The sequence below is a fragment of the Chitinophaga sp. genome, from assembly GCF_035564935.1.
GTDB lineage: Bacteria > Bacteroidota > Bacteroidia > Chitinophagales > Chitinophagaceae > Chitinophaga.
On the sequence record NZ_DATMTE010001009.1, the window covers coordinates 14,200 to 27,802 of the forward strand.

A 13,603-nucleotide genomic window follows, 5' to 3' on the forward strand; every position below is an offset into this window, starting at 1 on the left:
GTGGGTATCGCTTCTCTCCATCATCAAATTACATCACACATGAAAAAGGTATTATTATCTGCAGCCGCATTACTGGTAGCAAGTCTTTCTTTTGGCCAGGCTAAATGGGGTATTGTTGCAGGACCTCAGTTTTCAAGCATTACTGCAAAAAATGCCGTTTTAAACAGTGGAAAGGAAACCAGTTCTCTCCTCACCGGTATCAGGGCAGGGGTTACGGTAGATATCCCGCTGGCGGATGAATTTTATATCGGAACCGGCTTACTTTATTCAGGTAAAGGGGGTAAGGCCAAGGACACAGATGTAAAAACCACGTTATCATATCTCGAGCTGCCGGTTCACTTTATGTTTAAACCGGAAGTAGGTACAGGCAAGCTGGTGTTGTCCGCAGGTCCTTACCTGGCTTATGGTTTAGGAGGAAAAATTAAAGACACCGGTTTGGGTGATCTGGATGTGTATGATGATGAGGCCACCGTGCTGAAACAAAAAAGACTGGATGCCGGTTTAGGTATCAATGTAGGTTACGAGATGCCTATGGGTCTGTATTTCGGTCTTAACACCGGCCTTGGTCTGGTAAATACCGCTGATAATACGGATAATGACCGTAGTTTTAAAAACACGTCCTTCGGGGTGTCCGTTGGCTATAAGTTTGGCGGCAGGTAATAGCTGCCCTGAAATGAAGTTTTTATTAACCACCCGCAAATTCCGGGTGGTTTTTTATTTTTATGAAAACCTTTGTTTACTTTAGCGTCAAGTAACCGACTGAGCATTAGAACTTTTCCCCCAAACAAAATGAATAATGTCGATGTGATATTAATAATCCTTTTATTACCGAACCACTAATGAAAATTTTTACACTCCTTTTTGTAACAGTTTTTTTTGTTACAGTAACCTCACATGCACAGGTAAGTTTGGGTATTCGTGGCGGCTATATTAGTACCGGGCTGGAGTTGTCCGGGAGTAATTTTGGGCCGGCTACCAAACGTATAAACAGCTGGCAGGCTGGTTTCTATACAAACGTCCCGCTGTTTAAAAACGGCTATCTCCAACCCGGCATCAGTTATATAGAAAAAGGCGCGGGGCTGAATTATGCTGTTTCCCATCCGCTTAACCTGTTTACATCAGGTACCACAAAACTGAAACTAAAGTACCTGGAACTGCCTGTTCACCTGGTATACAAAGTGCCGGTAAGCTTTGGGAAGCTGCTGGTTGGCGCTGGTCCATACGCTGCTTATTGTGTAAGCGGCGACTACAGCGTATCCGCTTATACTGAAAACAAACTGATACAATCCGGCTCCAAGCGGGTGGATTTTAAAGCATCTCCCAATATTTTCGGTACAAACATGAACCTGCAACGCTGGGATGCAGGGCTCAATTTTGTAGCAGGGGTAGAACTGAACTGCTGTCTTACGCTGAGTGCGCAGTATGGTTATGGCATGGTAGATATAGACAGGGCGCAGGATAACGATTATAAGAACAGGTATTGGGGCATCAGCCTTGGTTTTTTCTTTGACAGGGAGGACTGGTAAGAGGAACGGTTTTTGTCAATAGCCTTGGCTTATTAAAAAAAGCATGAAAAAAAATATTCTGATTGTTGTAGCCCTGCTGTCTGTTCAATTAGCAACAGCACAAGTAAGATTTGGACTGAAGGCTGGTTTTAGTGGTGCCAGTGTGAAACTGACAGACCCTGTTGATGTTCCGGACCGGAACGAATTTATGTTGCCTGCATTTCATGCGGGCGTTTTGGCAGATATTCCCCTGGCAAAATGGTTTGCAGTACAACCTGCCCTGTTTTATAGCGTTGCCGGATACAGAACCCGTCCGCAGGCAGAAACAGGCAACTGGTACCATATAGCCAAGTTCAGGTACAACTACCTGGAACTGCCGGTTAATTTCCTGTTTAAGAAAACATTGGGTGAAGGTAAAATAGTAGCCGGTTTTGGGCCGGCCCTGGCTTATGGTATCGGGGGGAAAGCTACTTATTTCGATAATGGTACCAAAGAAAGAACAGAAAGAATAAAGTTTGATGGTGAAGCGGCTACCGCAGAGGCCAGAGAGCTTCATGCCAACCCGGTAGATGTTTCTGCCAATTTCCTGGTGGGCTATGAGTTTTCACCAGGCTTTCTGCTTACTGCTGGTTATTCCTTCGGGTTCATAAATGTAACCACGCGCGATAATTCGGAGGAACTGAACCGCAGCTTCCGTATTTCTTTCGGGTATTTGTTTCCCAATACCCGCCGGCAGTAACTAATGGGAAAGCAATGATATTGTAGATTACCTGTTTACACGAAAATAATTTCACACCATCCGGATCTTCAGAAGACTGCCTCTCAGGGGCGGTCTTTTTTATTTTTTTTAAAAGTACATAGGGGTCATTCCTGTTTGCCGCGTCTTATTAGCGAAAGATGCCATCGGAAGATGGCCTCGATCATTGGACAGTTATAATTAAAAGTGTGACAGTTATAGGGATATGCCACTACGTATCTACGTGATGGCATCTTTTTTTATATGAAAGACAGCAAAAAAGGGAAAGACTTTTGTCCTTCCCTTCTGCTTTTATAAGGAGCAAGGATAACTACATAATTGCTGCTACAGCCTGGCGTACCACCTTGGGTTTACCCAAGGTGTAATAGTGGAGTACCGGCACGCCAAAGGCTTTCAGTTCTTTTGACTGTGCAATGAGCCATTCGGTTCCTACCAACTCCACGTCCTTGTCTGTTTTGCATTTCATGATCTCTGTGGAGAGGTCAGTAGGAAGGTCTACATGGAAAATGCGTGGCAGCATCGTCATTTGTTTCCGGGAGGTTAATGGCTTCAACCCCGGGATGATGGGCACTGTGATACCCATTTCACGGCATTTGTTTACAAAGTCAAAGAACTTCTGGTTGTCGAAGAACATTTGTGTAACAATATAATCTGCCCCGTTCTCCACCTTACGTTTCAGGTGGGAAAGGTCTGTTTGCATATTGGGTGCTTCAAAGTGTTTTTCCGGGTAGCCGGCTACGCCGATACAAAAATTGGTTTTCACACCGCTTTGCAGATCGTCTTCCAGGTAAACACCGTTATTCATATGCGCCACCTGGTCCAGCAATTCAATGGCATAGCTGTGCCCGTGCGGATCAGGTTCAAAGAAAGTTTCGTTTTTAGGGGCGTCTCCGCGTAAAACCAGTACGTTATCTATCCCCAGGAAATTAAGGTCTATCAGGGCGTTTTCCGTTTCTTCGCGGCTAAAACCGCCGCAAATGAGGTGTGGCACCGCATCTACGTTATAATGGTTCATGATAGCCGCGCAAATGCCAACCGTACCGGGGCGTTTGCGGATTTCCACCTTTTCAAAGGAACCGTCGGCCTTTTTCTTGAACATATGTTCACTACGATGGTAGGTCACATTAATGAACGCAGGCTTAAATTCCATCAACGGATCCAGGTGGTCATAGATAGATTCAATACTCTTTCCTTTAAGCGGAGGGAGGATTTCAAAAGAAATCAGGGTGTCTTTGGCCTTGGCAATATGTTCAGTTACTTTCATAAAGTTATAAGCTTTGCGGACGGCGGCTGGATATAAAGCCTGCTTCCTGCTAAAATTACGCGGGCAAAAATAAGATATCCCCTTATTATTATCAGATCATTTTTAATCTTAGGATAACTATAACTAGGCTAACTGAATGAATTGTTTATTTTTGCTAAGTTTGATCATATGGCATTAAGAATACATACAGACCAGCTGGTAAAGCGTTACGGCAACAGAACGGTGGTAAACCATGTATCTGTGGAGGTGTCTCAGGGGGAGATTGTAGGGCTGCTGGGCCCTAACGGGGCGGGTAAAACCACCTCCTTTTACATGGTAGTAGGGCTTATTAAGCCTGATGAAGGGAATGTATACCTGGATGGTCAGAACATTACCAAGCTGCCTATGTATAAACGTGCGCAGATGGGTATTGGCTATTTGCCCCAGGAAGCGTCTGTATTCCGGAAGCTGAGTGTGGAAGATAATATTGCCGCGGTACTGGAAATGACGAAACTGAAGAAAGCAGAGCAGAAAGATAAGCTGGAAAGCCTTCTGGCGGAGTTCCGGCTTACCCATGTACGTAAAAGCCCGGGAGATGTATTGAGCGGAGGGGAACGCCGCCGTACAGAAATAGCCCGCGCACTTGCCGTAGATCCCAAATTTATCTTGCTGGATGAGCCTTTTGCCGGTATCGACCCTATTGCCGTAGAGGATATCCAGGGAATTGTAGCCAAACTGAAGTACAAAAATATAGGCATCCTGATCACAGACCACAACGTACAGGAAACATTGTCCATTACTGACCGGGCTTATTTATTGTTTGAAGGTAAAATCCTGAAATCAGGATCTGCCGAAGAGCTGGCAGCCGATGAACAGGTAAGAAAAGTGTATCTTGGCCAGAATTTTATTCTTCGCCGTAAAGATTACCTGGACGAAGCAGCTAAACAATAAAAATAATTCTACAGCATCCTATATGAGAATTTTAAGTCCTGCAATATCACAACTGGCAAGATTGCGAATGGGGCGTATTGCGTATTTTATGCAATATCCCGTGCAGGTGCAGCAGCAGGTATTCCAAAACCTTATCAGTGCCGCCCAGTATACCGAATTTGGTAAGCAGTACGGCTTTTCAAAGATTTATAAGATAGACGAATACAAGCAGCAGGTTCCGATTCATACCTATGATACCATCAAGCCATATATACAACGCACGATGGAGGGACAGCAGAATGTACTTTGGAATACGCCTATCAAATGGTTTGCAAAATCAAGTGGTACCACTGCAGATAAAAGCAAATTTATCCCCGTTACAGTGGAAAGCCTGGATGAATGTCACTACCGCTCCGGCAGGGACGTTATCTCCCTCTACTACAATAATTTCCCGGACTCCGACGTATTCACAGGGAAATCACTGGTAATAGGCGGCAGCCACCAGGTGAACAAACTCTCTGAAAACAGTGATTCCTATTTCGGCGACCTGAGCGCTGTAATGCTCCAGAATATGCCGTTTTACGGCAATATGATCCGTACGCCGGACCTGGAAATAGCGCTGATGGATGAATGGGAAGAGAAAATAGAGCGGATGGCCAACGCCGTGATCCATGAAAATGTAACCTCTATTGCAGGGGTACCTACCTGGACCATTGTGTTGATTAAACGCATTTTTGAGCTCACCGGTACAGATAACCTGGCCGATGTATGGCCCAACTTAGAACTTTATATGCATGGAGGTGTAAGCTTCACACCCTACCGCGAACAGTTTAAAAAGCTGATACGCAATCCTTTAATGCATTACCAGGAAACCTATAACGCCTCCGAAGGTTTCTTTGCCGCCCAGGATGTAATAGGGGAAGAAGGGTTGCTCCTGTTTCTCAACCATGGCATCTTCTATGAGTTTATGCCAATGGAAGAGTTAAACAAAGAAAATCCGCAAACCCTGCAATTGCAGGAAGTGGAACTGGGAAAGAACTATGCGCTGGTGATCAGCACCAATGGCGGCTTATGGCGCTATATGGTAGGAGATACCATACAGTTTACTTCCCTGATCCCTTATCGTATTAAAGTTAGCGGCAGAACCAAGTCGTTTATTAATGCTTTCGGGGAAGAAGTGATTGTGGAAAATTCTGATACCGCAGTAGCCAAAGCTTGCGAAGCTACAGGCGCCGTAGTAAATGATTACACCGCAGCTCCCGTTTATTTCAGCGACCATGGCAACGGCGGGCATGAATGGCTGGTGGAATTTGAAGTAGCACCGGACGATCTGAACCGCTTTACTTCAGTGCTGGACGGCACACTGAAAACCATCAACTCAGACTACGAAGCCAAAAGATACAAGGATATCGCCTTGCATATGCCGGTAGTGCATGTGATGCCACAGGGAACTTTTTGCGAATTTCTGAAAAGCAAAGGTAAGCTGGGCGGGCAACATAAGGTGCCCCGGCTGAATAATGACCGCAAATACCTGGAAGAGATCCGGCAATTTGCGGCAAATCATATGAATGCTTAAAACCTATCAACTATAACATGAAATTACTGGAGAACAAAGTAGCCATAGTAACAGGCGCCAGCCGCGGTATCGGGGAAGCAATTGCGTTGAAATTTGCAGCACAGGGAGCAGATGTAGCGTTTACATATGTTAGCTCCGATGAAAAAGCCCAGGCACTGGAAGCAAAGCTCACTGCTCTGGGGGTAAAGGCCAAAGCCTACAAATCCAATGCAGGCGTGTATGAAGAAACGGAAACGCTGGTGGCGGAGGTGTTGAAAGAATTTGGTAAAATCGACATTTGTGTGAATAACGCCGGTATCTCCAAAGATAACCTGCTGTTGCGTATGAGCCCTGATCAGTGGGACGATGTAATGAACATCAACCTGAAAAGCGTGTATAACATGACCAAACACGTAATACGCCCTATGATGAAAGCTAAAAGCGGCAGTATCATTAATATGAGCTCCGTGATCGGTATCATGGGTAACGCCGGCCAAAGCAGTTATGCTGCTTCCAAAGCGGGTATTATCGGGTTCACCAAATCCATTGCACAGGAGCTGGGTAGCCGCAACATCCGCTGTAATGCAGTAGCGCCGGGTTTTGTAGAAACAGATATGACCAGCTACCTCAAAGAAGGAGAGGGCGCTGCCAATTATATTGCCCAGATTCCGCTGGCCCGTTTCGGCTCACCGGAAGATATTGCCAATGTTTGCCTGTTCCTGGCCTCTGATATGAGCAGCTATGTAACCGGTCAGACTATCAGCACTTGTGGCGGTTTATGTATGTAATTCAATAAGTTAAAGATGATAAAACGCGGGTTCATGACCCGCGTTTTTTTATTGAACCTACTTTACGTATCTTTTCGCCACAGTGAACAATTTTGTGGATGAAGGAACATTTTGGAGGACGTAAGTAAAAATATCAACAGGAAACAACGTCAGCTACCCGCTTTTGAATCATTATTCAAGGAGTATTATGCCGCGCTCTGTACATTTGCCTTTGATTTCGTAAACAGACATGAACTGGCGGAAGAAATTGTGCAGGATACTTTCCTGAAGATATGGGAAAAGTATACGGAGCTTGACATACAGGTATCTGAAAAAGCATACCTGTACCGCGCTGTTCAGAATAATTGCCTTAATTATATCAAACAAAATAAGGTCCACACACAATACGGTAGTGAACAGCTTCAGCAGCTCGAATCCCGTATCTCCCTCTTTAGCATCACCTCCGCCCATTCACCGGTCGCAAAACTGGAACAATCCGAACTTGAACTGATGGCGGAAAAGGCTATCCGCAAATTACCTCCCCAATGCCAGGACGTATTCCGGCTTAGCCGCTTTGAAGAATTGAGCTACCCGGAAATTTCCCACCGCCTGGGCATTTCCATCAACACTGTAAAAACCCAGATGACCCGCGCCCTGCAAAGGTTACGGGATGAATTACTGCCCCTTTTGAAGCAGGACTTAAAATAAATTGATTTTTTTTTCCGGGCTTGTCACCCTGCCGGGTATTAAATGTTGTCTTACTACTTGTTTTCTATATGATGGGGCCTAACTATACACAGGAGCAGGCGGATGACCTGATTGCGCGTTTTTTGTCCGGCAATATTTCCATGGATGAGCAGGCGGCACTGATACGCTGGATCAATGCCACCGCGGAGAACCAGGCTTATTTCCTGGAGCTTAGAGATGCCTGGCAGGCAACAGCACAGGAAGGGAATTATGACGCCAATGCAGCCTGGGATAGTTTGCAGTTAGGAACAACGCTATTGGCCATCCGCAAATGGAGATATTATTTCCGCGTGGCCGCTTCCTATACACTGCCTTTTTTAATTGGTGGCGGCCTGGTATATACCTGGGCTTCCGGCAAAAAAGATAACAGCAGCAATGCGCTGGTAACGGTGACCAGCCCGAAAGGGGCAACCACCAAAATTGAATTGTCTGACGGCACGGAAGTATGGCTGAATGCAGGCAGTAAACTGCAATATGCACAATCGTACAACCTCCGCGGCCGCGAGGTAAAACTGGAAGGGGAGGCTTTCTTTAAAGTGCATACCAATGCACAAAAACCATTTACGGTAAAAGCTTCCGATCTGAGAATACTCGCGCTGGGCACATCTTTCAACGTAAAGGCATACCCGGAAGATAAAACAGTGGTAACCACGCTGGTAGACGGAGAAGTGAAGATAGACGGCAGCAAAACCAGCACACCTTTCGGATTGATGATGAAACCACATCAACATGTTGTGTATAAAAAACCGTTATCAACAAACGGCAGTGAACAACTGAAAACGCCTGTATCTGGCGGAGACAGCTCCACAGCTGCCCCGATAGAAAGCAGGGAAGTGAACAATACAGAAATATATACTGCCTGGAAAGACGGCAACTGGATAGTGGCCGCCCAAACAATGGATGAACTGGCGGTAACCATGGAACGCCGGTTTAACGTAAAGGTGGTATTTAAAGAACAGGAACTGAAAGAATACCGTTTCAGCGGCACTTTCCGCCAGGAAACACTGGAGCAGGTACTGAACATCTTAAAACTCACAGCGCCACTGAAATACCATATAGACAAAGGTGTAGTGACCCTGGCGCTGGATGAAGAACTGAAGGAAAAATATAACAACGCATTTAAGAGCCGGTAATAACCCGGGCGTAGAAGAACCATCATTCAATCACCTGTAAAAACCAATTTACATGCCCGGTATGTAGGACTAAAAAAATTGGGGTAATGCGACTTACCCCAATCAACGAAAATCACTCATTGGTGGGTTGCCTTTGCGACGGGCAGCCACCGTAATTATTCGTTTAACTAAAATCTATACAAGTTTATGAAATCCACTGCAAACCCGGCGGCATTTTTTTGCCCCGGGCGAAAATTATTGCTCATGATGAAATTGACGGGTCTGCTGATTTTCGGAGGTTTTTTACAGGTATCCGCTAATGCTTACGCGCAGGATAAAATAAAAGAACTGCATGCTGAAAACAAGAGCGTGAAAGATGTATTTAAACTCATCGAAAACAGCAGCAATTATCGCTTCTTCTATAACGAGAACTTTACTGATCTGAATAAGGCGGTGACCATTGATGTGAAAGATAAAAAGATCAATGAAGTACTGAAGGAGCTATTCAGCAACTCCAATGTTACTTACCGTGTATTGGAAAACAACCTGGTGGTAATTACTCCTGCCGGCGCTGCACAGGTAAAAGTGACCGGGTATGTAACGGATGCCGCTACCAAAGATCCGTTGCCGGGTGTAACGGTAACAGTAGAAGGCTCCAGCACTGGCGCTGTAACCGATGCTACGGGTAAGTTCACTATCCAGGCGCCTTCAGAAAACAGTGTGCTGGTATTTTCCTATATCGGTTACCTGCAACAGAAAGTAACATTGGGCGGCCGTTCCGAACTCAATGTTAAACTGGAAGCGGATACGAAGAAACTGGAAGAAGTAGTGGTAATGGGGTACACCACCACAACTACCAAAAATCTTACAGGAGCAGCGCAGGCTGTAAGTGGCGCTAAACTGAAAGAAGTAACTGCCAGCAGCATGGATAAAATGTTACAAGGTAAAGTGAGCGGTGTATTTGTAGGTAATACCTCCGGAGATCCGGCTTCAGCGCCGGTGATCCGTATCCGTGGTAACGGAACCCTTACTGCAGGCAATTCCCCGTTGGTAGTGGTAGATGGTATCATTGGCGGCTTACCCAACCCCAGCGATATTGAAAGCGTTACCATCCTGAAAGATGCCGCTGCCACCACATTGTATGGCGCCCGTGCCGCTAACGGTGTAATGGTGATCACCACCAAAAGAGGTAAAGCCGGCAAAACACAGGTGAACTTCCGCACTAACGTGGGAACTGCCCAGCTCAATAGCGGGCATTTTCACCTCATGAACGGAACGGAGCTGTACGATCTGCAGAAAGCTGCGGGAGCTACGCTGGATCCATCTCAACGTAATATTAATACCAACTGGCAGAAACTTGCTTTCCAGAATGCCACTAACCAGAACTACGAATTATCTACCAGCGGTGGCAATGAAAAAACAAAATTCTACCTTGGAGGAAACTATTATAAAGAAGACGGTATCCTGAAAGGCACAGGGGTAGAGCGTTTCAGCGCCCGCCTCAACCTGGATCATAATATTTCCGATAAATTCCGCATCAGCGCCAACTTCGCCGGAACACAAACTTCCGATCACGATAATTCCAATGGATCCCTGTACCAGTACTACACCAATCTGCCGTGGGATAAGGCTTACGACGACCAGGGCAAACCGGTAAACCCACTTACAGCCGCTACCTGGTACGGCAGGGATATGACCAATTTCCTGTACGACCAACAGTATAACTACATTAAAAATAAAAGGCAGTCGCTGGAAGCATTGGTAAAACTGGAGTATGATATCACCAAGTGGTTATCATTCAGCTCTACCAACCGTGCACAATATTACCACTACAACCAGGAAAGTAACGGCGATGTACGTACGTCTTCCGGTACCGATGATCGCGGCAACCTTTATAATTATTACCAGGATTCAGCCAGTTATATCAGCTCCAACCTGTTGAAAGCCAGGTACACCATTAACAAGGTGCATAACATCGACGGACTGGTGGGCGCGGAATTTCAGCAGGCCAATCTGAACGATATTAATGCAAAGGGAAAAGGTGTATTGCAGGGGGTAGAAGTATTGGATGGTACGTCTTCCCCGATGTCTATCGGCGGAACAAAAATATCACGCGCATTTAATTCCTATTTTGTACAGGCGAACTATAACTACAATTATAAATACTACTTCACTTCTTCCTTCAGAAGGGATGGCTCTTCCAAGTTTGGCGCCAACCAGCAGTATGGTAACTTCTATGCCTTTGGCGCATCATGGGCGGCATCTGAAGAAAATTTTATCAAACAGATAAAAGCAATCACCAACCTGAAAATAAGGGCCAGCTACGGTACCACCGGTAACGCTGAAATAGGCGACTATGCCGCTATTGGGGCATATGCTATCAATACACAGTACAACGGTTTTCCCGGCGCTTACCAGAGTATTTATAATGTACCGGATCTTTCCTGGGAAAAAGCCTATAATACCAACTTTGGTATTGACCTGGGATTGTTTAACCGGATTAACCTGACGATAGAATTATATCAGAAAGATAACAAAGACCTCCTGTTTAATGTGCCGCTGCCTGCAACTGCCGGCTACAGCTATATTTCACAGAATGTAGGATCCGTGCGTAACAAAGGGCTTGAAATCAACCTGAGCACAGATAATCTGGTAGGAGCATTCAAATGGAGCACTGATTTTAATATCGGCTTCAATAAAAACAGGGTTACAGAACTGTATACCGGGAAGGACCAGATCGTAGATCCGATCAGCGGTTACTTCATCCTGCAGCAGGGCCAGGACATGCGTAGTTTTTATATGCGCAAATGGGCCGGCGTGGATCCCGCAAATGGCGACCCGCTGTGGGAAAAGCTGACTACAGATGCCAATGGTAATGTAACCGGAAAAACCACTACCAACAACTATAATGATGCATCCCTGCAGATAGTGGGTTCTGCCACACCTAAGTTCTTCGGAGGTATGCGCAATACCTTCTCGTATAAAAATTTCCAGCTGAGCGCCTTCCTGTCTTTTGTTTCGGGTAATGATGTGTATAACAGCACCCGTGAGTTGATGGACAATGACGGGGCATATTATACCTATAATATGATGCAGCTGGATAAGGACTGGAGTCGTTGGGAAAAACCGGGCGACATAGCCACCCATCCGAAGTTTACGATCAAAGGAAATAAAAATTCACATAAACCATCTTCCCGGTTCCTGGAAGACGGTAGCTACCTGCGTTTGAGAAACGTGAACCTGAGCTATGCGCTGCCAAAAGCCTGGCTGGACCGCGCACATATTGGAAGCGCCAGGATTTCTGTGGGCGGTGACAACCTGTGGACGTTAACCAAATTCTCCGGTCTGGATCCGGAAGTAGATGATCGTGGTATCAACTACATCAAGTATCCGTCCAGCACCAAATGGTTTGCAGGCCTTGAAATTAATTTTTAACAGGAGCTAAAAAAGATGATCATGAAACACATGTCAAAATATTTTGCAGGACTGTTGTTGTTATCAGTGGCAACTTCCTGCTCACTGAAGAAAGACCCGTACAGCGCTGTTCCGGATGATAATATCCTGAAAGATGAAACCAAATGGCCGGCGGCTACTATAGGTAATTATGCGTTATTAAAAGAAGAAAATTTTACGCGCAACTATTTCCAGATGGGAGAGTTCCCAAGTGACGATGTGGCGCTGAGCGGTGCTACTACCGACGCGCTTTTCTATTCTTATACTTACGGTCATCTTACCAACCAGGCCAATGCGCTGCAGATCTGGCGGGCAGGCTATAAGGCTATCAATGGTTGTAACAAACTGCTGGAGGTGATGCCTGAAGGGAAATCAGATGCGGTGAATAAGATGATCGGGGAAAACCTGTTCATCCGCGCCTTTGTACATTTCAGCCTGGTAAGGTCTTTCGGCCGGCCTTATACACAAAGTCCTGAAACAAACCTGGGCGTACCGGTGGTTACTAAATTTGATATAACTGCCATGCCTAAACGTAGTACAGTAAAAGATGTATACGCGCAGGTAATAACAGACCTGAAGAAAGGAAAAGACCTGATGGATAACTCCAATACCAACAGCTATGCCACCAAATATGGCGCTATGGCTTTGCTGGCAAGAGTATATCTTTATATGGGCAAAAATGATTCAGCCCGTATTTATGCCGATTCTGTGATCACTTCAGGTCAGTACACCCTGGTGAATACTTCTGATCTTCCCGGTTATTATACCAAGACCAACGAAAATAACAAAGAAACAATTTTTGCCATTCATCACACCCTGCAGGACGACCGCACCTGGGCTTCCATTGGCTCCATGTATTATATGTCGCCGGGCGGTATGGGCTATGGTGAAATGTATGCATCACAGTCGTACCTCGATCTGCTGCACAAATACCCGGGGGATGCCCGTAATTCCTTTGTGCAGGCCGTTTACCTGAAAGGCGCCAACGGTAAGGATTCCGTAAACGCCGGCGGACAGAAAGTAATGGCTTCCCGCAACGGCGTACCAAAATGGTATGTGCTGAAATATTCCAACCAGGATAACGTGCCTACGCTTAGTTCACCGGTAGTGCTGCGCCTGGCTGAAATGTACCTGATCCGTGCAGAGGCCAATGCGAAGCTGAGCAACAATGCTGCCGCCATTGATGATGTGAACACCATCCGTAAAAGGGCGGGCCTGAGCGGCGCAGCACTGTTCTCCGTGTCAGACCTGCATGGCTATGCTTCCGTATTGGATGTAGTGCTGGATGAACGCCGGCTGGAACTGGCCTTTGAAACACACCGCGTATTTGACCTGTTCCGCAACAACCGGAATGTATACCGCAACTACCCGGGTGTACAAACCAACCCGCAAACCGTATCTTATACAGATGCAAGGGTGGTACACTTTATTCCTGAACAGGAAATATTGCTTGATCCCAACCTGGTGCAAAACCCGATTCAATAGAATTATCCTGTAAAGGCCCCGTTCCGCGGGGCTTTTGCATTTATAAAAT

Annotated in this window: 11 protein-coding genes; 10 read left to right on the forward strand and 1 reads right to left on the reverse strand. The window is 45.9% G+C overall.

The window, feature by feature from the left end; all coding sequences use genetic code 11:
• The first annotated feature begins 39 nt into the window (after positions 1-39).
• The 3 genes from VN105_RS26135 to VN105_RS26145 all read left to right on the forward strand — a co-directional run bounded on the left by VN105_RS26135 (position 40) and on the right by VN105_RS26145 (position 2,244).
• Positions 40-660 carry a porin family protein gene (locus VN105_RS26135; protein WP_325645789.1) on the forward strand — a complete coding sequence of 207 codons (621 nt, stop codon included), beginning with the start codon at positions 40-42 and terminating at the stop codon, positions 658-660.
• A 179-nt stretch (positions 661-839) separates the two neighbouring features.
• Positions 840-1,526, forward strand: a complete 687-nt coding sequence (locus tag VN105_RS26140; RefSeq protein WP_325645791.1) for an outer membrane beta-barrel protein — start codon at positions 840-842, stop codon at positions 1,524-1,526.
• Between the two features lie 43 nt (positions 1,527-1,569).
• Positions 1,570-2,244 (forward strand): porin family protein, encoded by a 675-nt coding sequence (locus tag VN105_RS26145; RefSeq protein WP_325645793.1) that lies wholly within the window; start codon positions 1,570-1,572, stop codon positions 2,242-2,244.
• 328 nt (positions 2,245-2,572) lie between these two features.
• Here the strand turns inward: VN105_RS26145 and metF are convergent, their stop codons facing one another.
• Positions 2,573-3,526 carry a methylenetetrahydrofolate reductase [NAD(P)H] gene (metF, locus tag VN105_RS26150; protein ID WP_325645795.1) on the reverse strand — a complete coding sequence of 318 codons (954 nt, stop codon included), beginning with the start codon at positions 3,524-3,526 and terminating at the stop codon, positions 2,573-2,575.
• A gap of 168 nt (positions 3,527-3,694) precedes the next feature.
• Between metF and lptB the strand changes: the two genes are divergently transcribed.
• From lptB to VN105_RS26185, 7 genes are all read left to right on the forward strand, one after another.
• Positions 3,695-4,456, forward strand: coding sequence for an LPS export ABC transporter ATP-binding protein (lptB, locus tag VN105_RS26155; RefSeq protein WP_291925772.1), 762 nt, complete (start codon positions 3,695-3,697; stop codon positions 4,454-4,456).
• A gap of 22 nt (positions 4,457-4,478) precedes the next feature.
• The gene (locus tag VN105_RS26160; protein ID WP_325645799.1) at positions 4,479-6,011 is read left to right on the forward strand and encodes a GH3 auxin-responsive promoter family protein; all 1,533 of its coding nucleotides are present in this window, start codon (positions 4,479-4,481) and stop codon (positions 6,009-6,011) included.
• 17 nt (positions 6,012-6,028) lie between these two features.
• The gene (fabG, locus tag VN105_RS26165; protein WP_325645801.1) at positions 6,029-6,778 is read left to right on the forward strand and encodes a 3-oxoacyl-[acyl-carrier-protein] reductase; all 750 of its coding nucleotides are present in this window, start codon (positions 6,029-6,031) and stop codon (positions 6,776-6,778) included.
• 111 nt (positions 6,779-6,889) lie between these two features.
• Positions 6,890-7,465 carry an RNA polymerase sigma-70 factor gene (locus VN105_RS26170; RefSeq protein WP_325645803.1) on the forward strand — a complete coding sequence of 192 codons (576 nt, stop codon included), beginning with the start codon at positions 6,890-6,892 and terminating at the stop codon, positions 7,463-7,465.
• 68 nt (positions 7,466-7,533) lie between these two features.
• Positions 7,534-8,637, forward strand: a complete 1,104-nt coding sequence (locus tag VN105_RS26175) for a FecR family protein (RefSeq protein WP_325645805.1) — start codon at positions 7,534-7,536, stop codon at positions 8,635-8,637.
• Positions 8,638-8,880: 243 nt separating this feature from the next.
• Positions 8,881-12,051, forward strand: a complete 3,171-nt coding sequence (locus VN105_RS26180; protein WP_325645807.1) for a TonB-dependent receptor — start codon at positions 8,881-8,883, stop codon at positions 12,049-12,051.
• 21 nt (positions 12,052-12,072) lie between these two features.
• The gene (locus VN105_RS26185; protein WP_325645809.1) at positions 12,073-13,554 is read left to right on the forward strand and encodes a RagB/SusD family nutrient uptake outer membrane protein; all 1,482 of its coding nucleotides are present in this window, start codon (positions 12,073-12,075) and stop codon (positions 13,552-13,554) included.
• The last annotated feature ends 49 nt before the right edge of the window (positions 13,555-13,603 follow it).

Coding starts and splice junctions, on each gene's coding strand:
- VN105_RS26185 (WP_325645809.1), top strand. CDS start 12,073: ATGAAACACATGTCAAAATATTTTGCAGGACTGTTGTTGTTATCAGTG.
- VN105_RS26160 (WP_325645799.1), top strand. CDS start 4,479: ATGAGAATTTTAAGTCCTGCAATATCACAACTGGCAAGATTGCGAATG.
- metF (WP_325645795.1), bottom strand. CDS start 3,526: ATGAAAGTAACTGAACATATTGCCAAGGCCAAAGACACCCTGATTTCT.
- lptB (WP_291925772.1), top strand. CDS start 3,695: ATGGCATTAAGAATACATACAGACCAGCTGGTAAAGCGTTACGGCAAC.
- VN105_RS26175 (WP_325645805.1), top strand. CDS start 7,534: ATGATGGGGCCTAACTATACACAGGAGCAGGCGGATGACCTGATTGCG.
- VN105_RS26145 (WP_325645793.1), top strand. CDS start 1,570: ATGAAAAAAAATATTCTGATTGTTGTAGCCCTGCTGTCTGTTCAATTA.
- VN105_RS26140 (WP_325645791.1), top strand. CDS start 840: ATGAAAATTTTTACACTCCTTTTTGTAACAGTTTTTTTTGTTACAGTA.
- VN105_RS26180 (WP_325645807.1), top strand. CDS start 8,881: ATGATGAAATTGACGGGTCTGCTGATTTTCGGAGGTTTTTTACAGGTA.
- VN105_RS26135 (WP_325645789.1), top strand. CDS start 40: ATGAAAAAGGTATTATTATCTGCAGCCGCATTACTGGTAGCAAGTCTT.
- fabG (WP_325645801.1), top strand. CDS start 6,029: ATGAAATTACTGGAGAACAAAGTAGCCATAGTAACAGGCGCCAGCCGC.